The 20,793-nt window shown below is 66.9% G+C and carries 20 protein-coding genes and 1 pseudogene; 18 read left to right on the top strand and 3 right to left on the bottom strand.

Features of this window, described 5'->3' with window-relative positions:
• The first annotated feature begins 14 nt into the window (after window positions 1–14).
• From ABD022_RS02960 to ABD022_RS02945, 4 genes are all read left to right on the top strand, one after another.
• Window positions 15–989 carry a PDR/VanB family oxidoreductase gene (locus ABD022_RS02960; RefSeq protein WP_325124171.1) on the top strand — a complete coding sequence of 325 codons (975 nt, stop codon included), beginning with the start codon at window positions 15–17 and terminating at the stop codon, window positions 987–989.
• 57 nt (window positions 990–1,046) lie between these two features.
• Window positions 1,047–2,216, top strand: a complete 1,170-nt coding sequence (locus ABD022_RS02955) for an ABC transporter substrate-binding protein (RefSeq protein WP_425545194.1) — start codon at window positions 1,047–1,049, stop codon at window positions 2,214–2,216.
• Window positions 2,217–2,318: 102 nt separating this feature from the next.
• On the top strand, window positions 2,319–3,326 hold the full coding sequence (locus tag ABD022_RS02950) for an aldo/keto reductase (RefSeq protein ID WP_343819968.1): 1,008 nt from the start codon (window positions 2,319–2,321) through the stop codon (window positions 3,324–3,326).
• 85 nt (window positions 3,327–3,411) lie between these two features.
• Window positions 3,412–4,305, top strand: a complete 894-nt coding sequence (locus tag ABD022_RS02945) for an NAD(P)-dependent oxidoreductase (RefSeq protein WP_343819967.1) — start codon at window positions 3,412–3,414, stop codon at window positions 4,303–4,305.
• A 96-nt stretch (window positions 4,306–4,401) separates the two neighbouring features.
• Here the strand turns inward: ABD022_RS02945 and ABD022_RS02940 are convergent, their stop codons facing one another.
• Window positions 4,402–5,316 (bottom strand): LysR substrate-binding domain-containing protein, encoded by a 915-nt coding sequence (locus ABD022_RS02940; RefSeq protein WP_325124174.1) that lies wholly within the window; start codon window positions 5,314–5,316, stop codon window positions 4,402–4,404.
• Window positions 5,317–5,469: 153 nt separating this feature from the next.
• On the opposite strand from ABD022_RS02940, the gene ABD022_RS02935 reads away from it, so the two are divergent.
• From ABD022_RS02935 to ABD022_RS02875, 13 genes and pseudogenes are all read left to right on the top strand, one after another.
• Window positions 5,470–6,606 carry a 4-oxalomesaconate tautomerase gene (locus ABD022_RS02935; RefSeq protein WP_325124175.1) on the top strand — a complete coding sequence of 379 codons (1,137 nt, stop codon included), beginning with the start codon at window positions 5,470–5,472 and terminating at the stop codon, window positions 6,604–6,606.
• 67 nt (window positions 6,607–6,673) lie between these two features.
• The gene (locus ABD022_RS02930; RefSeq protein ID WP_325124226.1) at window positions 6,674–7,702 is read left to right on the top strand and encodes an amidohydrolase family protein; all 1,029 of its coding nucleotides are present in this window, start codon (window positions 6,674–6,676) and stop codon (window positions 7,700–7,702) included.
• A gap of 20 nt (window positions 7,703–7,722) precedes the next feature.
• Window positions 7,723–8,418 (top strand): 4-carboxy-4-hydroxy-2-oxoadipate aldolase/oxaloacetate decarboxylase, encoded by a 696-nt coding sequence (ligK, locus tag ABD022_RS02925; RefSeq protein ID WP_325124176.1) that lies wholly within the window; start codon window positions 7,723–7,725, stop codon window positions 8,416–8,418.
• 9 nt (window positions 8,419–8,427) lie between these two features.
• Window positions 8,428–9,345, top strand: coding sequence for an amidohydrolase family protein (locus tag ABD022_RS02920; RefSeq protein ID WP_325124177.1), 918 nt, complete (start codon window positions 8,428–8,430; stop codon window positions 9,343–9,345).
• Between the two features lie 3 nt (window positions 9,346–9,348).
• The gene (gene ligA, locus ABD022_RS02915) at window positions 9,349–9,741 is read left to right on the top strand and encodes a protocatechuate 4,5-dioxygenase subunit alpha (RefSeq protein ID WP_343819966.1); all 393 of its coding nucleotides are present in this window, start codon (window positions 9,349–9,351) and stop codon (window positions 9,739–9,741) included.
• Entirely contained in the window at window positions 9,738–10,607 is an 870-nt protein-coding gene (locus ABD022_RS02910; protein WP_325124179.1) for a class III extradiol dioxygenase subunit beta, read from the top strand. Before ligA ends, ABD022_RS02910 begins: the two co-directional genes overlap by 4 nt.
• Window positions 10,604–11,578, top strand: coding sequence for a Gfo/Idh/MocA family oxidoreductase (locus ABD022_RS02905; protein ID WP_325124180.1), 975 nt, complete (start codon window positions 10,604–10,606; stop codon window positions 11,576–11,578). Before ABD022_RS02910 ends, ABD022_RS02905 begins: the two co-directional genes overlap by 4 nt.
• Window positions 11,579–11,614: 36 nt before the next feature.
• Window positions 11,615–12,790: an ABC transporter substrate-binding protein gene (locus tag ABD022_RS02900; RefSeq protein ID WP_325124181.1), complete on the top strand. Its 1,176-nt coding sequence runs from the start codon at window positions 11,615–11,617 to the stop codon at window positions 12,788–12,790.
• 93 nt (window positions 12,791–12,883) lie between these two features.
• Window positions 12,884–13,738, top strand: a complete 855-nt coding sequence (locus tag ABD022_RS02895; RefSeq protein ID WP_414647401.1) for a branched-chain amino acid ABC transporter permease — start codon at window positions 12,884–12,886, stop codon at window positions 13,736–13,738.
• 8 nt (window positions 13,739–13,746) lie between these two features.
• Window positions 13,747–14,796 (top strand): branched-chain amino acid ABC transporter permease, encoded by a 1,050-nt coding sequence (locus ABD022_RS02890; protein ID WP_325124182.1) that lies wholly within the window; start codon window positions 13,747–13,749, stop codon window positions 14,794–14,796.
• A complete protein-coding gene (locus ABD022_RS02885; RefSeq protein WP_343819964.1) occupies window positions 14,793–15,542 on the top strand; it encodes an ABC transporter ATP-binding protein in 750 nt (249 codons plus the stop codon). The genes ABD022_RS02890 and ABD022_RS02885 overlap by 4 nt, the downstream gene beginning before the upstream one ends.
• Window positions 15,535–16,218: pseudogene (locus ABD022_RS02880) on the top strand (ABC transporter ATP-binding protein); the annotation flags it as partial. The gene ABD022_RS02885 and the pseudogene ABD022_RS02880, both read left to right, overlap by 8 nt.
• The gene (locus ABD022_RS02875; protein WP_343820184.1) at window positions 16,192–16,860 is read left to right on the top strand and encodes a hemerythrin domain-containing protein; all 669 of its coding nucleotides are present in this window, start codon (window positions 16,192–16,194) and stop codon (window positions 16,858–16,860) included. The pseudogene ABD022_RS02880 and the gene ABD022_RS02875, both read left to right, overlap by 27 nt.
• Window positions 16,861–16,877: 17 nt before the next feature.
• Here the strand turns inward: ABD022_RS02875 and ABD022_RS02870 are convergent, their stop codons facing one another.
• Both ABD022_RS02870 and ABD022_RS02865 read right to left on the bottom strand, forming a co-directional pair.
• Window positions 16,878–18,065, bottom strand: a complete 1,188-nt coding sequence (locus tag ABD022_RS02870; RefSeq protein ID WP_325124184.1) for a benzoate/H(+) symporter BenE family transporter — start codon at window positions 18,063–18,065, stop codon at window positions 16,878–16,880.
• 49 nt (window positions 18,066–18,114) lie between these two features.
• Window positions 18,115–19,395 (bottom strand): EAL and HDOD domain-containing protein, encoded by a 1,281-nt coding sequence (locus tag ABD022_RS02865; RefSeq protein ID WP_343819962.1) that lies wholly within the window; start codon window positions 19,393–19,395, stop codon window positions 18,115–18,117.
• A gap of 262 nt (window positions 19,396–19,657) precedes the next feature.
• On the opposite strand from ABD022_RS02865, the gene ABD022_RS02860 reads away from it, so the two are divergent.
• On the top strand, window positions 19,658–20,788 hold the full coding sequence (locus tag ABD022_RS02860) for an aminotransferase class V-fold PLP-dependent enzyme (protein WP_343819960.1): 1,131 nt from the start codon (window positions 19,658–19,660) through the stop codon (window positions 20,786–20,788).
• The last annotated feature ends 5 nt before the right edge of the window (window positions 20,789–20,793 follow it).

Below are 20,793 nucleotides of genomic sequence, written 5' to 3'. Positions count from 1 at the left end.
GGAAAGAGAAAGACATGATCACCGAATCCCTGTCCGTGCGAGTTGCCGGGAAACACCAGGCGGCCCCGGACGTCGTGAGCCTCGAACTGGTGGACCCCGACGGCGGCCTGCTGCCGGAATTCTCGCCCGGCGCACACATCGATGTGCATCTGCCGGGCGGCTACATCCGCCAGTACTCCCTGTTCAACGATTGCACGCAGCGGTCCCACTTCCTGATCGGTGTGCTGCGGGAACCGCAATCGCGGGGGGGCTCGGTGGCCGTGCATGATCTGGTGCAGGTGGGGGATCTGCTGCGCATCAGCCAGCCGCGCAACCGCTTCCCGCTGGTGCCGTCCGAGCGCAGCCTGCTGTTTGCAGGCGGGATCGGGATCACGCCACTGCTGTGCATGGCCCGCCGCCTGCAGGCGACGGGCGCCGCTTTCCAGCTGCATTACAGCTGCCGCTCGCGCAGCCGCGCCGCCTTCCTGGACGAGATCCTGGGGCCGGCCCTGGCGGGGCACACCCAGGTTCATTTCGACGATGAACCTGAAACGGCGCTCGACGCGCCGGCCATTCTGGCGGCGGACGACGGACGGACCCACATCTATGTCTGCGGCCCGTCCGGCTATATCGATTTCATCCGCGAGCAGGCCCGTTCGGCCGGGGTGGACGATTCGCGCATTCATTTCGAGCGTTTCGCCCTGGACGAGGACCAGCGCCCCGCCGCGCCGGCCGAGGGCGATGTGGCCTTCCAGGTCAAGCTGGCCAGCACCGGGGAAGTGTTCGAGATCCCGGCCGACGAGACCATCACCTCGGCCCTGGACCGGCAGGGCGTGTTCATCCCCGTGTCTTGCGAAGAGGGCATCTGCGGCACCTGCCTGACGGGGGTGCGGGAAGGCATCCCGGATCATCGCGACAGCTATCTCACGGATGCCGAGCATGCGGCCAACGACCAGTTCACGCCGTGCTGCTCGCGCGCGCGGACCCCGATGCTGGTGCTGGACCTGTAGCCACGGGTCGGCGTCTTCATTGCACGCATTTCACGATCACAAGACAAGGAGACAGACGTGAAACACAAGATCGGTAAATTGCTGGCGGCCTGCATCTTCGCGGCCGGAGGCCTGGGCGCCGCCCAGGCCCAGGACCTGAAGGTCGGCATGATCCTGCCGCTGTCGGGGCCGTTCGCCTCGACCGGGCAGCAGATGGTCAACGGCGCCCGGCTCTACCTGAAGGAGCATGGGGACATCGTGGCGGGCCGCCGGATCGTGCTGATCGATAAGGACGACACGGGCGTGTCGCCTTCGATCAGCAAGCGCCAGGCGCAGACCCTGCTGATCCAGGACAAGGTCGACGTGCTGGCCGGCTTCGGCCTGACACCGGGCGCCTTTTCGGTCGCGCCTCTGGCGACCGAGGCCAAGGTGCCCATGGTCGTGATGAATGCGGCCACGTCCTCGATCACGGAGAAATCGCCCTATATCGTGCGCACGTCCATGACCCTGCCGCAGGTCGCGGCGCCGATGGCAAGCTGGGCGGCGGCCAACGGCATTCACAAGGTATACGTCGCCGTGGCCGATTACGGTCCGGGTCACGATGCCGCGGCTCAGTTCAAGAAGACCTTCACCGCAGCGGGCGGCGAGGTGGTGGGCGAAGTCCACACACCGCTCACCAGCCCGGATTTCGCGCCGTTCCTGCAGAAGATCAAGGACGCACGGCCGGACGCGATCTTCCTGTTCGTCCCCAACGGCGAGCAGGGCGTGGCCTTCGCCAAGAGCTACCGGGAACGCGCCCTGGCCGATGCCGGCATCCGGCTGCTGGCCACCGGCGACGTGGTCACCGAAGACGTGCTTGCGGCCATGGGCGACAATGCACTGGGCATGATCACTTCGTTCCATTATTCCCAGGCGCACGATTCACCCGAGAACAAGGCCTTCGTCGAAGCCTATGCCCGGGCCTATCCCGGCACGCGGCCCAACATGGTGGCCGTGGCGGCCTACGACGGCATGCGCCTGATCCGCGAAGCCCTGGAAAAGACCCAGGGCGATGCAAGCGGGGATGCGTTCATCGCGGCGGTCAAGGGCCTGAAATGGACCAGCCCGCGCGGCCCGGTGGAGATCGATCCCGAAACGCGCGACATCGTCCAGAACGTCTATATCCGCAAGGTGGAGAAGGTCGATGGCGTGCTGCAGAACGTGGAGTTCGCCACGGTCGAGGCCGTCAAGGACCCCGGCAAGCAGTAGCATCCGGGTCGGATGCCGGCACATCCATAGCAATCCGGCATAGCTGCTAGTGACGCGCCCGGTCTTACCGGGCCGTTCCTTTATGGGGATAATCAAGGCACTATGACCACAAAGACGACGACGCGCACACTGGCAGGTTTTCAGGTTTTTCCCATCGGCCTGGGATGCATGGGCCTCAGTCACGGCTATGGTCCGGCGGCTTCCCCCGCCGATGCCGAAGCCTTGCTGCTGGGAGCGCTGGACCGGGGCGTGACGCTGTTCGATACGGCGGCGCTCTATGGCTTCGGCCACAACGAAGAACTCCTGGGGCGGGTGCTGGCGCCGCACCGCAGCCGCTTCATGCTGGCGAGCAAATGCGGCATCTTCCGCGAAAATGGCCAGCGCCGCATCGACGGCCGGCCCGAGACCCTGCGCCGGACCTGCGAGGACTCCCTGCGCCGCCTGCGCACCGATGTGATCGACCTGTACTACCTGCACCGCTGGGACAAGACCGTGCCCATCGAGGACAGCGTGGGCGCCCTGGCGGATCTGGTCCGCGCGGGCAACATCCGCAGCATCGGCCTGTCCGAGGTCTCGGCCGCCACGTTGCGGCGGGCGCACGCGGTGCACCCGATCGCCGCCGTCCAGAGCGAATATTCCCTGTGGTCCCGCGAGGTCGAGATCGCCGTCCTGCAGGCCTGCCGCGAGCTGGGCGCGGCGCTGGTCGCCTTCAGCCCCCTGGGGCGGGCGTTCCTGGCCGACGGCCTGTCCGACCCGGTTGACCTCGACGAGGCGGACCTGCGGCGGCGCATGCCGCGCTTCCAGGCCGATGCCTTCGCGCGCAACCAGGCGCTGCTGGCGCCGCTGCGGCGCATGGCCCGGGATCTGGGCTGCACGCCGGGCCAGCTGGCGCTGGCCTGGCTGCTGCATCAGGGGGATGACATCATTCCCATTCCCGGCACCACGCGGTTGCCGCACCTGGATGAGAATCTCGGGGCGGTTGGCGTGCGGCTGGATGCGGCGACCTGCGACCAACTGGCGCGGCTGTTCGACCGCGGCCTGGTATCGGGCGAACGCTACGGTGCCGCTACGCAGGCCGAAATCGATACGGAACAGTTTCCGGCGTCCTGAGGACGCCTTGCGGCACGCCGTTGGCGCCGGGCCGCGCGCGCGATTCGCGGTTGAATCGGAATCATTGAATGGAGCTTTGAAAGCGATGCAAGCAACGCGACTGGGCCTGATCGGTTATGGCGAGGTCGGCGGCATTTTCTGTGCCGGCCTGAAAGCACAGGTGGACAGTGTCCACGCCTGGGACACCAAGCTGGCTGATGCGGCCGCATCGGCGCCGCTGCGCGATCGTGCGGCGCGCGATGGCGTCATCCTGTGCGATTCGGCCGCGGCCCTGTGCGCGGCGGCCGATCTGGTGATTTCCGCCGTCACGGCATCGAACACGGTTGCGGTGGCGCGCGAAGCGGCCGCGCACCTGCGGCCGGGCACGGTCTTCCTGGACCTGAATTCCGCTTCGCCGGGCGCCAAGCGCGAAGCCGCCGGATTGATCGAGGCGGCGGGCGGCCACTACGTCGAAGCGGGCGTGATGACTTCGGTGCCGCCGTACGGCATCCGCGTGCCGATGCTGCTGGGCGGACCGCACGCCGAGACCCTGGCCCAACGCTTGCGTGCCTTCGGGATGGACGCCACCGCGGTGTCGCCGGAACTGGGCGTGGCATCGGCGATCAAGATGTGCCGCAGCGTCATGATCAAGGGCCTGGAGGCCCTGGTGATCGAAAGCTATACCGCTGCGCGCGCCTATGGCGTCGAGGACTACGTGCTGCCCACGCTCCAGGAAACCTTTCCGTCCATCGACTGGACGGAGCAGGGCCGCTATTTCTACAGCCGCGTCGTGGAGCACGGTCGCCGCCGCGCCGAGGAAATGCGCGAGGTGGCCAATACTGTGCGCGAAGCCGGGTTCGAGCCCTGGATGGCCGCCGCCACCGCCGAGAAGCAGGACTGGGTCGCTGGTCTGGCGGCCCGGGGCCTGTTTGCCGACGTCGAGGCTGCGGACGGCTGGCAGGCCTACGCGGACCGGCTGATCGCCCAGGCGCGCGATTGACATCATCCGGGGCCGCGTCCCGATGGCGCTCCGGGGCGGCAGGCCGCGCCCGACCATGCCACCGTACGGTGCGGCACGGGGGCGGCCGGATGCGGGTCAGGCGGGAAGCGTCATGGCCGGGGGATAGACCCGGCGCACGGTGGTGCGGATCAGTTCCAGCATCGCTTTCTGCGTCAGGGTGGTGATCCGGCCCGCCGCCGTCGCCAGGTACAGCCGGCTGTACAGTTCGGGCTGAGTGATGGGGCGGATGTGGTAGCGGTCCGGCTGCGCCGAGGTCAGGACGGCGTGTTCCGTCAGGATGGCATAGCCGGTGCCGTCGGCCACCAGGTCCAGGATTGCCTGGACGCTGTCGATTTCCAGGCGGATGTTCGGGCGTGAGCCGATCAGCGCCATCTCGGATTCCAGCAGCATGCGCACCGTGTGCGGCCGGTTGGGGATGATCAGGGGAATGTTGACCAGTGCGTGCAGCGGCAGGGGCTGGTGCGAGGGATGCGGCCCCCGGGTGCCGACGAGGTACAGCCGCTCGCTGGTCAGCGGCGACAGGTCCAGGTCCGCCGATGGCGACGGGTTGTACATCAGGGCGATGTCCAAACGGCCTGCAAGCAGCCATTCCTGCATCACCAGAGACAGCCCTTCGCTGATCGACAGGCTGGCGTTCGGCAGCCGCTTGCGGAACTGCCGCGTCAGTTCCACCGTCATCATCTTCGAGGCGCTGGGGGCGATGCCCAGCGCCACGCGGCCAGCCAGCGCACCCTGAACCCGACCCATGTCCTCTTTGGCGCGCTCGACCTGGTGCAGGATGCCCCGGCAGTGTTCCAGCAGCAGCTTGCCGGCCTCGGTGGTGGTGACGCCGCGCCCGTTGCGATTCAGCAGGTTCTGACGCAGTTCGACTTCCAGCATGCGGACCTGGCGGCTGAGGGCCGGCTGGGCGATGTTCAGCGCGTACGAGGCCTGGGTGAAACTGCCCAGTTCGGCAACCCGCATGAAATATTCCAGTTGCTTGAGGTCCATGGTTCCCGGATATGAATAAGGGTTTACCCTTAATTTCGGTATTGCGATCCATGAATCATATCATTCCGGCATAGCTGATAGTGGCCGTATGCCCTTATACATAGCACGCCCCCCGTCCATAATGAGCTCCATCGAGCACAGTGTGGTGACAAGATGCAGAAAGCCATTCCAGCCTTGTTCATGCGTGGCGGCACGTCGCGCGGGCCGTTCTTCCTGGAATCCGATCTGCCGTCGGACCCGGCGGCGCGCGACCGGGTGCTGCTGGCCGTGATGGGCTCGCCGGACCGGCGCCAGATCGACGGCCTGGGCGGGGCCCACCCCCTGACCAGCAAGGTCGGCATCGTGCGCCTGGGCACGACGCCGGGCGTGGACCTGGAGTTCCTGTTCGCTCAGCTGCAACCCGACCGCGACACGGTCGATACGACGGCCAATTGCGGCAACATGCTGGCGGCAGTCGTGCCTTTCGCGCTGGAGCGCGGCCTGATCCAGGCCCAGGGCGACGAGACCACCGTGCGTGTGCTGACCCGCAATACCGGCATGCAGTGCGACATCACGGTGCTGACTCCGATGACGCCGGAAGGCCGCCGGGTTGCCTACGAGGGCGATGCACGCATCGACGGCGTACCTGGCCGCTCGGCCCCGATCACGATCAATTTCCTGGACACGGCCGGTTCGGTGTGCTCGGGCCTGCTGCCCACCGGCCGCGTGCGCGACCGCGTGCGGGTCGAGCCGCCCGCCGGCGCAGACTTCGACGCTTTCGAGATCGACGTCACCTGCATCGACAATGGCATGCCGCTGGTGCTGTTCCGGGCCGCCGACATGGGCTGCACAGGGCACGAGACTCCGGCCGAGCTCAATGCAGACCAGGCGCTGAAGGCCCGCATCGAGGCCCTGCGCCTGCGCACGGGCGAACTGATGGGGCTGGGGGACGTGTCCGCACGCAACTATCCCAAGATGACCCTGGTGTCCGAGCCCCGGGAGGGCGGGGCGATCAATACCCGCTGCTTCATCCCTCACGTCTGCCACGAAGCCATCGGCGTGCTGGCGGCCGTGACGGTGGGCACGGCCTGCGTCCTCGAAGGCGCCGTGCCGCACGACCTGGCGCGCCTGCCCGAAGGGGCGCGCAAGGCCGTGTCGATCGAGCATCCCAGCGGCGAATTCACGGTCGAGCTGGAACTCGATCCCCAGGACCCCCAGAAGGTCGTGCGTGCGGCGCTGCTGCGCACGGCGCGGCTCATCATGCGCGGAGAAGCGATGGTGCCGGCCTCGGCCTGGCCCCAGGCGCTCTGATATCCCGGATACGGCCTCATCCTCACGGAAAACGGAAAAGGAAACGTACGAAATGAGCAGAAAACCCCTGATCATCGACTGTCATGGCCACTACACGACCGCGCCGCAGGCGCTGGCCGACTGGCGCGACCGGCAGATTGCGGGCATCCAGGATCCCTCCAAGCGCCCCAGCCCCTCCGACCTGCGCATCAGCGACGACGAGTTGCGCGAGAGCATCGAGACCAACCAGCTGCGCCTGATGCGCGAGCGAGGCTCCGACCTGACGATCTTTTCGCCGCGCGCCAGCTTCATGGCCCACCACATCGGGGATTTCCAGGTGTCCAGCACCTGGTCGGCGATCTGCAACGAGCTGTGCCACCGCGTCGCGACGCTGTTTCCCGACAATTTCGTCATGGCCGCCATGCTGCCGCAGTCGCCGGGCGTGGATCCGGCCACCTGCGTTCCCGAACTGGAAAAGTGCGTCAGGGAATACGGTGCGGTCGGGATCAACCTGAATCCGGACCCGTCCGGCGGGCACTGGAATTCGCCGCCGTTGTCGGACCGTTCCTGGTATCCCATCTACGAGAAAATGGTGGAATACGACATCCCGGCGATGATCCACGTGTCCACCAGCTGCAACCCGTGCTTCCATACCACGGGTTCCCACTACCTGAATGCCGACACCACGGCCTTCATGCAGTGCCTGACCTCGGACCTGTTCAAGGATTTCCCGACCCTGCGCTTCGTGATTCCCCACGGTGGTGGCGCCGCCCCCTATCACTGGGGCCGTTTCCGCGGCCTGGCCCAGGCGCTGAAGAAGCCCCTGCTGGACGAGCATCTGCTGAACAACGTGTTCTTCGACACCTGCGTCTACCACCAGCCGGGCATCGATCTGCTGACCCGTGTGATCCCGGTGAAGAACGTGCTGTTCGCTTCCGAGATGATCGGCGCGGTGCGTGGCATCGATCCCGAGACGGGGCACTATTTCGATGACACCAAACGCTATATCGAAGCGGCCTCGACGCTCACCGACGCCGACCGCTTCCAGATCTACGAGGGCAATGCGCGCCGCGTGTATCCGCGCCTGGACGCTGCCCTGAAGGCCAAGGGCCTGTAACGCCTCAGGAGAAAACGGACATGAGCACCCCCCTGAACCAGCTCGGCATCGTCCATCGCACGATCCAGCGCGCCGACCCGGCCGCCGTCGAGCAGCTTTCGCGCTTCGGCGTGGCGACCATCCACGAGGCCATGGGCCGCGTGGGCCTGATGAAGCCCTACATGCGCCCGATCTGGCGGGGCGCGCGCATGTGCGGCACCGCCGTCACGGTGCTGCTGCAACCGGGCGACAACTGGATGTTGCACGTGGCCGCCGAGCAGATCCGGCCAGGCGACGTGGTGGTGGCCGGCTGCACCACGGACAGCACCGACGGCTTCTTCGGCGACCTGCTGGCCACTTCGTTCAAGGCGCGCGGCGCGCGCGGCCTGGTGATCGACGGCGGGGTGCGCGATGTCGATACCCTGGAGTCCATGGACTTCCCGGTGTTCAGCCGCGCCATCAGCGCCAAGGGTACCGTCAAGGGCACCCTGGGTTCGGTCAACATTCCCGTGGTGTGCGCCGGTGCACTGGTGAATCCGGGCGACGTGGTGGTGGCCGATACCGACGGTGTGGTGGTGGTGCCCGCCGCAGTGGCTGCCCAGGTCGCCGCCAAGGCCCAGGCCCGCGAGGACAACGAAGGCGCCAAGCGCGAGATCTTCGCCTCGGGCGTGCTCGGCCTGGACTACTACAAGATGCGCGAAGGCCTGGAAAAGGCCGGCCTGAAGTACATCGACTGAGGATCGACAATGACGACCGCCGATACCTTCACCAAGACCCCGGGCTGGCTGGATTACTACGATGGCCCCAGCCGCCCGCGATTCCGGCTGCCTGCCGGGGCGGTGGACGCCCATTGCCACGTGTTCGGCCCGGGCGCTGAATTTCCCTATGCGCCGGAACGCAAGTACACGCCCTGCGATGCGCCCAAGGAAGCCCTGTTCGCCCTGCGCGACCACCTGGGATTCGAGAAGAACGTGATCGTGCAGGCGACGTGCCACGGCACCGACAACCGTGCCCTGGTCGATGCGCTGCGCGCCTCGGGCGGCCGGGCACGCGGGGTGGCGACCGTCTCGCGTGATGTCAGCGACGCCGACCTCCGGGTCATGCACGAGGCAGGCGTGCGCGGCACGCGCTTCAATTTCGTCAAGCGGCTGGCCGACTTCACGCCGCGCGAGGTGCTGGCCGAGATCGCTGCGCGCATCGCCCCCCTGGGCTGGCACGTGGTGGTGTATTTCGAGGCACAGGATCTGCCTGAACTGTATGATTTCTTCACCACGCTGCCGACCACGGTGGTGGTGGACCACATGGGGCGGCCCGATGTCTCCAAGCCCGTGGATGGCCCGGAATTCGGCCTGTTCGTGAAGATGATGCAGGATCACCCGAACATCTGGAGCAAAGTCAGCTGCCCGGAACGCCTGAGCCTGTCCGGCCCGCCGGCTCTCAACGGAGAGCAGCACGCCTACCGCGACGTCGTGCCCTTTGCGCGGCGCCTGGTGGAAACCTTTCCCGACCGCGTGCTGTGGGGCACCGACTGGCCGCACCCGAACCTGAAGTCCCACATGCCCGACGACGGACTGCTGGTCGATTACATCCCCCAGATCGCGCCGACGGCCGAGCTGCAGCGCAAGCTGCTGGTGGACAACCCGAACCGCTTGTACTGGAGTTGAACCATGTCCCTGAACAAGCCTTATACCGACGTGCCCGGCACGACCATCTTCGACGCGGACCAGTCCCGCAAGGGCTACCACCTGAACCAGTTCTGCATGTCCCTGATGAAGGCCGAGAATCGGGAGCGGTTTCGCGCCGATGAGCGCGCCTACCTGGACGAGTGGCCCATGACCGAGGAACAGAAGCAGGCCGTGCTGGCGCGCGACCTGAACCGCTGCCTGGAACTGGGCGGCAACATCTATTTCCTGGCCAAGCTCGGCGCCACCGACGGGCGTTCCTTCCAGTACATGGCCGCCAGCATGACCGGCATGACCCAGGAAGAATACGCCGCGATGATGCTGGCCGGCGGCAGGAGCATCGAAGGCAACCGCTGCACCGGAGAAAAACAATCATGAACCAGACGCATGCCCGCATCAGCGCGAGTGTCTACACCTCGCACGTGCCCGCGATCGGCGCCGCCATCGACCTGGGCAAGACCGGCAACGACTACTGGGCGCCGCTGTTCAAGGGCTATGAACCGTCCAAGCAGTGGATGAAGGACAATCGCCCGGACGTCATCTTCCTGGTCTACAACGATCACGCCACGGCTTTCAGCCTCGAGATGATCCCGACCTTCGCGATCGGCTGCGCCGCGCAGTTCAATCCGGCCGACGAGGGCTGGGGCGCGCGACCGGTGCCGCCCGTGATCGGGCATCCGGAGCTGGCGGCGCACATCGCCCAGTCGGTGATCCAGCAGGACTTCGACCTGACCATCGTCAACAAGATGGACGTGGACCATGGGCTGACGGTTCCCCTGTCGCTGCTGTGCGGCCAGCCCGAGGCCTGGCCGTGCCCGGTGATTCCCTTCGCCGTGAATGTGGTGCAGTACCCCGTGCCGTCCGGCCGCCGCTGCTTCGAACTGGGCCGCGCCATTCGCCGCGCCATCGAGAGCTACGACGAGCCCCTGAACGTGCACATCTGGGGCACGGGGGGCATGAGCCACCAGCTGCAGGGGCCGCGCGCCGGCCTCATCAACCGCGAATTCGACCAGAACTTCCTGGACAGGCTGATCGCCGACCCCGATGGCCTGTCCCGCATGCCGCACATCGACTACGTGCGCGAGGCGGGTTCGGAAGGCATCGAACTGGTGATGTGGCTGATCGCCCGCGGCGCGATGGCGGACGTGGCGGGCGGCCCGGCACCGCGCGTCGCGCACCGCTTCTACCACGTGCCGGCCTCGAACACGGCCGTGGGCCACCTGATCCTGGAGGAACAATCGTGACGGAACGCACCCTGAAAGTCGCGCTGGCCGGTGCCGGCGCCTTCGGCATCAAGCACCTGGACGGCATCGCCCGCATCGACGGCGTGGAAGTCGTCGCCCTGGTGAGCCGCGACCTGGACAAGACCCGCGAGGTGGCGCGCAAATACGGGATCGGACAGGCCACCACCGAGCTGGACGAGGTCCTGGCGCGTCCCGAGATCGATGCCGTGATCCTGTGCACGCCCACGCAGATGCATGCATCCCAGGCCATGGCCTGCCTGCGGGCGGGCAAGCACGTCCAGGTCGAGATCCCGATGGCGGATTCCCTGGCCGATGCCGAGGCCCTGGTGGCCCTGGCGCGCGAGACCGGCAAGACCGCCATGTGCGGCCACACGCGCCGCTTCAACCCCAGCCACCAGTATGTGCACCAGCGCATCCAGCGCGGCGAATTCCACATCCAGCAGATGGACGTGCAGACGTATTTCTTCCGCCGCACCAACATGAATGCCCTGGGCGAGCCGCGCAGTTGGACCGATCACCTGCTGTGGCACCACGCGGCGCACACGGTGGACCTGTTTGCCTATCAGTGCGGCAGCCCCATCGTGCGTGCCAATGCGCTGCAGGGTCCGATCCATCCGGAACTGGGCATCGCCATGGACATGTCCATCCAGCTGCAGGCGGCCAACGGCGCCATCTGCACGCTGTCGCTGAGCTTCAACAACGACGGTCCGCTTGGTACTTTCTTCCGCTACATCGGCGATACGGCGACCTACATCGCCCGCTACGATGACCTGGTCACGGGCCGCGACGAGCTTATCGACGTCAGCCGCGTGGCCGTGTCGATGAACGGCATCGAATTGCAGGACCGTGAATTCTTCGCAGCCATCCGCGAGGGGCGGGAACCGAATGCCAGCGTGGCCCAGGTCCTGCCGTGCTACCGGGTGCTGCATGATCTCGAGCAGCAGCTGTCCGGCCATGCGGCCCGGGCTTGATCCACTCTTTCATCCCTACACAACAGGAGCGAGACCATGAAATTCAGCAAAACCCTAGGGGCGGTGGCCTTGGCCTTCGGCCTGACCACGGCATTCGGCGCAGCCCGAGCCGCGGACCTGAAGATCGGCGTCGTGATGCCGATGTCCGGACCCTTCGCCGCCCACGGCAAGCAGATCAAGCACGGCATCGATCTGTTCCTGGCGGAACACGGCGACACGGTTGCCGGCCGCAAGGTCCAGATCATCATCAAGGACGACACCGGCATTGCTCCGGCGGTGGCCAAACGCCAGGCGCAGGAACTGCTGATCAAGGACAAGGTCGACATCCTTGCCGGCTTCACCCTGACGCCCAATGCCTTCTCGGTCGCCCCCCTGGCCACCGAAGGCAAGGTGCCGATGGTGGTGCTGAATGCGGCCACGTCCTCGATCACCGAGAAGTCGCCCAACATCGTGCGGGTGTCCATGACCCTGCCGCAGGACACGGCGCCGCTGGCGCAGTGGGCCTACCAGAACGGCATCCGTTCGGTCTACACCCTGGTGTCCGACTACGGTCCGGGGCATGACGCCGAACAGCAGTTCCAGAAGACCTTCACCAGCCTGGGCGGCAAGATCGTGGGCGAGGTCCGCACGCCCGTCAATACGCCGGACTACGCGCCGTTCCTGCAGCGCGTGAAGGACGCCAAGCCCGATGCCGTGTTCTTCTTCGTGCCCAACGGCGAGCAGGGCGTGGCCCTGGCCAAGGGCTACAAGGAACGCGGCCTGGACCAGGCCGGCATCAAGGAACTGGCCACGGGCGACGTGACCGACGAAGACGTGCTCGACGCCATGGGCGACGCGGCGATCGGCATGATCACGTCCTTCCATTATTCGGCGGCGCATGACTCCCCGGAAAACAAGGCCTTCGTGGCCGCCTACCACAAGGCTTTCCCCAACGATCGCCCCAACTTCGTGGCGGTGGCCGGCTATGACGGCATGAGCCTGATCTACCAGGCCCTGGAAAAGACCAAGGGCGATGCCAGCGCCGACGCCTTCATGGCGGCCGTCAAGGGCATGAAGTGGACCAGCCCGCGGGGTCCGGTGGAAATCGATCCCGAAACGCGCGACATCGTCCAGAACGTCTACATCCGCAAGGTGGAGAAGGTCGACGGCGTGCTGCAGAATGTCGAGTTCGACAAGATCGAGGCCGTCAAGGACCCCGGCAAGCAGAAGTGATCGCCGACTCCGGCGTCCGGCTGCCGCCCCTGACGGCGGCGCCGGGCGCCGGGGCGGCCCGGAACCGGCCCCATCCCAGTCCTGGAATCAATCATGACCATTCTCTTTGACGGCATCGCAGCAGGCATGCTGCTGTTCCTGATCAGCGTCGGCCTGTCGGTGACGCTGGGCCTGATGAACTTCGTCAACCTGGCCCATGGCGCGTTTGCCATGCTGGGCGGCTATGCCTGCGTCGTGCTGCTCAACGGCTATGGTGTGCCGTTCCTGGCCACGCTGCCTGCGGCAATCATCGTCCCGGCCCTGGCCGGCATCGTGCTCGAACGCACCCTGTACCGCCGCCTGTATGCGGCATCCGACCTGGACCAGGTGCTGTTCTCCATCGGCCTGGTGTTCATGTCCGTGGCCGCTGCCCATTATTTCTTCGGCGCGCAGCAGCAGCCGCTGCATCTGCCGGAATTCCTGTCCGGACAGATCCACCTGCCCGGCGTGGACATCGGCGTCTATCGTCTTTTCCTGATCATCGCCGGGCTGGCCGTGGCCGTCCTGCTGCAATGGTCCGTGATCCGCACTTCCTTCGGCGCGCGGCTGCGAGCCGCCGTCGACAACCAGCGCGTGGCGCGCGGCATGGGGATCGACGTCAACCGCGTCTTCAGCCTGACCTTTGCCCTGGGCTCTGCGCTGGCCGGCCTGGGCGGTGCTCTGGGTGTTGAAATGCTGGGGCTGGATCCCGAATTCCCCGTGAAATACATGGTGTACTTCCTCATCGTCGTTTCCGTGGGGGGCAGCGGCAACATCCTGGGCTCGCTGTATGCCGCCATCCTGCTCGGCGTGGCCGATGTGGCGGGCAAATACTACGTGCCGCAGATCGGCGCCTTCATCATCTACGCCGTCATGGTCGCGACGCTGATCTTCCGTCCCCATGGCCTGTTCGGCCGTCCTCACAAATAGGCCCCGACATGACGACCCATACTTCGACCGGGACGCCGTCCCATCCGCAGTCCGGCGCGGCGGCGCTCGACCGCTATCGCCGCTCGGCGCGCTGGAAGCCGCTGGAATATCTTTTCTGGTGCCTGCCGGTCCTGGCCTATTTTGCCTTTCCGGGCAACTACCTGCTGCTCAGCCAGATCGCCATCACCAGCCTGTTCGCCCTGTCGCTGGACCTGATCTTCGGCTATGCGGGGATCATTTCCCTGGGCCATGCCGCCTTCTTCGGCGTGGGCGCCTACACCGTGGGGCTCCTGGGCTCGCACGGCTACGGGGATCCCCTGCTGGGCCTGTTCCTGGCCGCCGTGATCGCCGCCGCGCTGGGTTTCCTCAGCAGCTTCCTGCTGCTGCGTGGCAGCGACCTGTCGCGCCTGATGGTCACGCTGGGCGTCGCCCTGATGCTCTACGAACTGGCCAACAAGTTCACCAGCATCACCGGCGGGGTGGACGGCATGCCGGGTGTCGAGGTCAAGCCGATCCTGGGCCTGTTCGACTTCGACATGTTCGGCCGCATCGGCTACATCTATTCGGTCATCGTGCTGTTCGTGCTGTTCTGGTTCGCCCGCCGCCTGGTGTATTCGCCCTTCGGCCAGAGCCTGCGCGGCATCCGCATGAATGCCCTGCGCATGCCGGCCCTGGGCGTGCCCGTGAACCGCCGCCTGGTCACGGTCTACACCATCGGCGCGGGCTATGCCGGGGTGGCCGGCGCCCTGCTGGCACAGACCAATTCCTTCGTTTCGCTGGACGTGCTCAGTTTCCAGCGCTCGGCCGACCTGCTGCTGATCCTGATCCTGGGTGGGGCGGGGCACCTGTACGGCGGGCTGCTGGGCGCCATCGTCTTCGTGATCGCCAATTACCTGCTGTCCGACATGAATCCCCAATACTGGCAGTTCTGGCTGGGCCTGATCCTGGTGCTGGTTGTGCTGTTCGCCCGGGGCGGGATCCTGGGAACGGCCCGCCAGTGGATCGAATCTTCCCGCCAACGCGCCCTGTCGCGCGCCCGCACGGAGACCCCTTCATGAGCCCAGTCCTGCAGACCCACGGCCTGGTGCGCCGATTCGGCGGCTTCGTGGCCACCGACAACGTCGATCTGTCGATCGCGCCCGGCGCGCGCCATGCCCTGATCGGCCCCAACGGGGCCGGCAAGACGACACTGATCAACCTGCTGACCGGCTATCTGGAGCCCACGGCCGGCCGCGTCGAGCTGATGGGGCGCGACGTGACGCGCATGTCGCAGCATGAGCGCGTCGGCCAGGGACTGGTGCGCACCTTCCAGATCAACCAGCTGTTCATGGACATGACGGTGCTCGAATCCGTTGCGCTCGCCGTCAGCGAACGCAATGGACTGGGCACGCGCTGGTGGAGGCCGCTGTCCGTCCGGGGCGAGATCATCGACGAGGCCGTCGCCATCCTGGAACGCCTGAAGCTGCTGTCGGATGCGCACGAAACCACGCGCAACCTGGCCTACGGCCGCCAGCGCCTGATCGAGATCGCCCTGGCCCTGGCGCTCAAGCCCAAGGTCCTGCTGCTCGACGAGCCTGCTGCCGGCGTGCCGACCGGCGAGAGCCAGGAGCTGTTCGAGACCATCGCCCAGCTGCCGCGCGACGTCACCATTCTGCTGATCGAACACGACATGAACCTGGTTTTCCGTTTTGCCGAGCGCATTTCCGTCCTGGTGTCGGGTGCGCTGCTGATCGAGGACACCCCCGAGGTGATCGCGCATCATCCGCGCGTCAAGGAAGTCTATCTGGGAGAGACCCATGTCTGAGCTCTTGCGCCTGGAGAACGTCTGGGCCGGCTACGGCGATGCCGTCGTCCTGGAGGACGTGTCCCTGTCTTTGGCGGCCGGCGAGAGCCTGGCGCTGCTGGGACGCAACGGCATGGGCAAGACGACGCTGCTGGCCACCCTGATGGGGGTGACCCGGCTGCGGCGCGGCCGCATCGTCTTTCAGGACGAGGACATCGCCCAGGTGCCCAGCCACCGCCGCGCCCAGGCCGGCCTGGGCTGGGTGCCCCAGGAACGCGATATCTTCCGCTCCCTGACCGTCGAGGAAAACCTGACCGTCGTCGCACGGCCGGGTGAATGGAACGTGAAGCGGGTCTACGACATGTTTCCCCGCCTGCGCGAGCGCCGGTCCAACCTGGGCAGCCAGCTGTCGGGCGGCGAGCAGCAGATGCTGGCCATGGGACGGGCGCTGATGCTCAATCCCAAGATCCTGCTTCTGGACGAGCCGCTCGAAGGCCTGGCGCCCCTGATCGCCCAGGAACTGCTGCACATCATCGACCGCATGGTGGCCGAAGGCCGCATGGCCGTCATCCTGGTGGAGCAGCACGCGCGCCAGATCCTGCCGATCACGCGCCAGGCGCTGGTGCTGGAACGCGGCCGGGTGGTCTATTCGGGCAGCAGCGCCGAACTGCTGGACGACGGCGCCGCCCTGGAGCGCTGGCTGGGCGCGGGTTCGACGGACGGCGCGGGAGAGGCCGCGCCGCGCCAGGCGCCGGCCGAACGCATCCCCGCCATCGAGGCCATCCAGGACGAGCACCGGGCGCTTGCGGCCATCCTCAGCGGTCTGTCGCACATCGTGCAGGACATCGAGGCCGGCAAACTGGAGCCGGACTACACCTTGCTGGCGAGCATGATCGAGTACATTGCCGAGATGCCCGACAAGCTGCACCATCCCAAGGAAGACCAGATCTTCGCCCTGCTGCGCACCAAGACGCGCGACGAGGATGAGCACCTGGACCGCCTGGAGGCCGAGCATCGGGATGCGGTCAATGCCACGGGGCGGCTCGACCGGGCCCTGGTCAGCTACATGCAGGGCGGCGCAGAAAGTTTCCCCGGGTTCCGGGATGCCGTGCGCGCCTACATCGCCGACGAGTGGGTGCACCTGAACACCGAAGAGCGCCATATCCTGCCGGCCGCCCGGCGCCTGTTCAGCGCGGAAGAATGGCAGGCGATCAATGCCGACTTCGTCCGCAATGGCGATCCGTGGTCGGGGCCGGGCAATCGCTATGCCGATCTGTTCCGGCGCATCACCAGCCTGGCGCCGGCTCCCATCGGCGTGGGCGGGGAACCGCAGGGCTGAGCGGGCAGAGGGGGGCTTCAGCTCCGCCGGCCCAGGGCCAGGTGGCAGGCGCCGCCCAGCACCAGCCCCCAGAAGGCGCTGCCAATCCCCAGCAGGCTCATCCCCGAGGCCGTGGCCAGGAAAGTCACCAGCGCGGCGTCGCGGTGCCCGGGCGCCTGCAGTGCGTCATGGATGCTGCTGCCCAGGGTGCCCAGCAGGGCCAGCCCGGCAATGGCGGCGACCAGTTCGTGGGGAAACGCGGCGAACAGGGCCACGACCGTGGCGCCGAAGATCCCCGTGAACAGATAGAAGATGCCCGCCCAGACCGAGGCCTTGTAGCGCTGCGAGGCATCCGGATCGGCATCGGGACTCATGCAGATGGCGGCCGTGATGGCGGCCAGATTGAAGGCGAAGCCGCCGAAGGGAGCCAGCACGATCCCCGTCGCGCCCGTCCAGGAAATCAGCGGCGAGGCCGGCACGTGCGCGTAGCCGTTGGCACGCAGCACGGCCAGGCCCGGCACGTTCTGCGAGGTCATGGTCACGATGAACAGCGGCAGGGCCACGCCGATGAAGGTCGAGATCGAGAATTCGGGCGGCATCCAGACAGGCCGCGCGGGCGTCCAGTCGAGTCCGGACAGGGGCAGGCTGCCCTGCAGCGCGGCGCAGGCGATTCCGGCCGCCAGGGCCAGGGGAACGGCATAGCGTGGCAGGGTGCGCCTGGCCAGCAGGAAAGCGGCCAGCATCACGCCGGCCAGCAGCGGGCGGCCCTGCATCGAGACGAACAGGTCCATGCCGAAGCGCAGCAGGATCCCCGCAAGCATCGCCGAGGCCAGGTGCCGGGGAACCCAGTCCATGATCTTCTGGAACCAGCCCGTGACGCCGCACAGCGTGATCAGGACCGAGCAGGCCAGGAAGGCCCCGATCGACTGCGCCAGGCCCACATCGCCCAGGCTGGTGGCCAGCAGGGCGGCCCCGGGCGTGGACCAGGCCGTCAGCACCGGCGCCCGCCAGGCCAGGGCCAGGCCGATGCAGGTGATCCCCATGCCGATCCCCAGGGCCCACATCCAGGAGGCCAGCTGGGCATCCTGCGCGCCGGCGGCGCTGGCCGCCTGGAAGACGATGGCGACGGAACTGGTGTAGCCCACCAGGACGGCGATGAAGCCGGCCGAAATGTGCGAGACCCGCAGCCAGCCCGCGAGCCCCATGGCTGCCGCGCGCGCCGTCACGATACGAAACGGACCGGCGCGGTCATGGGGCCCCCGTGGCCCGGCGTGCTCATGGTGCCGCCTGGGTGATGCTGTGCGCCCAGACGAACGCTTGCTGGACGAGGGGATCGAGCTGGGCGGCGGTGACGCCCAACTCGCGCAGCAGGGGCGCGGGATCTTCTTCTTCGTCGCGATCCGAAGGGAAGAGCAGGGCGGCCAGGCGCAGGTCGGGGCCCAGGGTGCCTTCGCGCCCCAGCAGGGCATCGCGCACCGGGACGTCGACACGGACCTGGGACAGCAGGTCCTGCATGGTGCCGTGGAACAGCTGGTCCATGATGGACAGGATCCCGGTGGTGAACGCGGTTTCCGCGCGTACGGTCTGCTCGGGATGGATCAGGGCGGACAGGGCTTCCATCAGGTGCGCCCGCGCGCTGGCCTGGATCAGGATGGGCGAAAGATAGCCCGCCGGGCGGCCGGCCTCGGTGTACATCAGGACCTGGATCCAGCGCTGCAGCTGCCGGCGGCCCAGCAGCATGATGGCCTGGTTCAGGGATTCGACTTCCTGGCTCAGGCCGAAGGCCGGAGTGTTGACCATGTCCAGCAGCGTCTTGACCAGCTCGGGATCCTGCCGCAGGCAGTCCTCGATTTCCGGTGCCTCGCCTTCTCCCATGATCAGCGTGACCAGGCGCAGCAGGGTCTTCTGGCGCGGCGTCAGGGATGTCGCGGGCAGCAGGTCGGCGGGCCAGCGGCCCTGGAACAGGGTGAAGCCCAGCAGCATGAAATTGTCGTGCGTGGGCTTGTCGGGCGTGTTCACGGCCATCAGCTGCCGGCCCGCCTGCTTGTGCTGGAAGCTCTGGCGGAAGATGTCGGCCTTGGAGCTCAGTGTGGGGTCGAAACGCACGACCTTGCAGAACGGCAGCAGCGCTTCGCGCCCGGGCTGGGCCGCGAGATCGCCGCGGATGGAGAATTTCGTGCCGCCGTGGGCCAGGCTCTGCAGCGTCTGGATCAGTTCGGGGGTGATCTCGATCGCTTCGGGAAATTCGAGGTAGGTGCGGTGGCGTGGCAGCATGTGCGCAAAGGCGTTCTGCAGCAGGTCCGGCGTGCCGTCTATCCAGTGCGGGGCATAGGCGAAAAAGGCGTTGGCGCCATGCGCGCGCGCTGTTTCGATCAGGGCGGCCCCGGCGTCCAGGCCCGGTTCTTGCGGCTCGGTCCACAGGACGCGCAGCCGGTAGCCGGCCAGCCCCCGGTTCTGATCCAGGACGGGTTCGCGGCGGATCAGGTGGGGCGGCGGCGGTGCGGATGCGCCGGCTGCAGTGTCCGGGGACGAATCGGTCGTCAGGTTGGTTTCCATCGAATCTCCTTGCTGGCGCCTGTGGCGCTTCCCGCGAGAGTGGAGCGCATGGAGGGACAGCCTTTGTCTTTTATTTTGAAAACGGGAGCCTATGCACTGCGTCAAACCGCCAGCGCCCCCGATGGCGCAGACGTTGCCCGCATTGTACTGTGGCCGCCGCACCCGGTCAGCACCGGTCCGTGTCTTTTCCGGCACGGTGCTTCACCGCGGCCCGGGCCCGGGGCTGGTCTACAATCGGTGCATCGTTCCGTCGGAGAAAGCCATGCCTGGATTGCTGCCCAATGTCGACCCGGAGGGTCTGCTGGAATATTCGGTGGTCTACACCGACCGCGCCCTGAACCACATGTCCGAGTCGTTCCAGCAGGTGATGCGCGACATCTCGCGCACCCTGAAGTCGGTGTACGGGGCGCATTCTGCCATCGTGGTGCCGGGTAGCGGCACCTTCGGCATGGAGGCCGTGGCGCGCCAGTTCGCGACCGGCCGGCGCTGCCTGGTGATCCGCAACGGCTGGTTCAGCTACCGCTGGAGCCAGATCTTCGAGACCGGGCGCATTCCGTCCGAAGAGCGCGTCCTCAAGGCGCGCCCGATCGAGGCCGGCGCCCAACCGTTCTTCGAGCCGCCGCCGGTGGCCGAAGTCGTCGCGGCGATCCGCGAGTTCCGGCCCGAAGTCGTCTTTGCTGCGCATGTGGAAACGGCCTCCGGCATCATGCTGCCCGACGACTACATTCGCCAGGTGGCCGATGCCGCGCACGAAGCGGGTGGCCTGTTCGTGCTGGACTGCATCGCTTCGGGCACGGTCTGGGTGGACATGCGCGAAGTGCACGCGGATGTGCTGATCTCGGCTCCCCAGAAAGGCTGGACCTCGTCGGCCTGCTGCGGCCTGGTGATGCTGGGCGAGGCCGCCCGCAAGCACATCGAGACCACGCAGAGCACCAGTTTCGCCTGCGACCTGCGCAAGTGGCTGGGCATCATGGAAGCCTATGAAAAAGGCGGCCACGCCTACTACACTACCTTGCCCACGGATTCCCTGGCCGTCCTGCGCCGCGTGATGGCCGAAACCGAGGCCTACGGCTACGATCGGGTCAAGGCCGAGCAGCTCCAGCTGGGGCAGGCCGTGCGTGCCCTGTTGCGCGAACGCGGTTTCAAGAGCGTTGCGGCGCCCGGTTTCGAGGCGCCCGGCGTGGTGGTCAGCTACACCACCGATGACGGCATCCACACGACGCGCAAGTTCGCTCAGGTCGGCGTGCAGGCTGCTGCCGGCGTGCCCCTGGCCTGCGATGAACCCGAAGGCTTCAAGACCTTCCGCATCGGCCTGTTCGGCCTGGACAAGCTGCACGACGTCGAGCGCACCGTCGAGGCGCTGGCGCGGGCGCTGGACCGGATCCGGGACTAGCGCCG

The organism is Castellaniella daejeonensis, assembly GCF_039523555.1.
Classification (GTDB): Bacteria; Pseudomonadota; Gammaproteobacteria; order Burkholderiales; family Burkholderiaceae_B; genus Castellaniella; species Castellaniella daejeonensis.
This window is presented reverse-complemented; position numbering and strand designations above follow the sequence as displayed.

Excerpts from the sequence above, each read along its gene's own strand:
- ABD022_RS02960 (WP_325124171.1), top strand. The coding sequence starts at position 15 with ATGATCACCGAATCCCTGTCCGTGCGAGTTGCCGGGAAACACCAGGCG.
- ABD022_RS02950 (WP_343819968.1), top strand. The coding sequence starts at position 2,319 with ATGACCACAAAGACGACGACGCGCACACTGGCAGGTTTTCAGGTTTTT.
- ABD022_RS02945 (WP_343819967.1), top strand. The coding sequence starts at position 3,412 with ATGCAAGCAACGCGACTGGGCCTGATCGGTTATGGCGAGGTCGGCGGC.
- ABD022_RS02940 (WP_325124174.1), bottom strand. The coding sequence starts at position 5,316 with ATGGACCTCAAGCAACTGGAATATTTCATGCGGGTTGCCGAACTGGGC.
- ABD022_RS02935 (WP_325124175.1), top strand. The coding sequence starts at position 5,470 with ATGCAGAAAGCCATTCCAGCCTTGTTCATGCGTGGCGGCACGTCGCGC.
- ligK (WP_325124176.1), top strand. The coding sequence starts at position 7,723 with ATGAGCACCCCCCTGAACCAGCTCGGCATCGTCCATCGCACGATCCAG.
- ABD022_RS02920 (WP_325124177.1), top strand. The coding sequence starts at position 8,428 with ATGACGACCGCCGATACCTTCACCAAGACCCCGGGCTGGCTGGATTAC.
- ligA (WP_343819966.1), top strand. The coding sequence starts at position 9,349 with ATGTCCCTGAACAAGCCTTATACCGACGTGCCCGGCACGACCATCTTC.
- ABD022_RS02910 (WP_325124179.1), top strand. The coding sequence starts at position 9,738 with ATGAACCAGACGCATGCCCGCATCAGCGCGAGTGTCTACACCTCGCAC.
- ABD022_RS02900 (WP_325124181.1), top strand. The coding sequence starts at position 11,615 with ATGAAATTCAGCAAAACCCTAGGGGCGGTGGCCTTGGCCTTCGGCCTG.
- ABD022_RS02895 (WP_414647401.1), top strand. The coding sequence starts at position 12,884 with ATGACCATTCTCTTTGACGGCATCGCAGCAGGCATGCTGCTGTTCCTG.
- ABD022_RS02890 (WP_325124182.1), top strand. The coding sequence starts at position 13,747 with ATGACGACCCATACTTCGACCGGGACGCCGTCCCATCCGCAGTCCGGC.
- ABD022_RS02885 (WP_343819964.1), top strand. The coding sequence starts at position 14,793 with ATGAGCCCAGTCCTGCAGACCCACGGCCTGGTGCGCCGATTCGGCGGC.
- ABD022_RS02865 (WP_343819962.1), bottom strand. The coding sequence starts at position 19,395 with ATGGAAACCAACCTGACGACCGATTCGTCCCCGGACACTGCAGCCGGC.
- ABD022_RS02860 (WP_343819960.1), top strand. The coding sequence starts at position 19,658 with ATGCCTGGATTGCTGCCCAATGTCGACCCGGAGGGTCTGCTGGAATAT.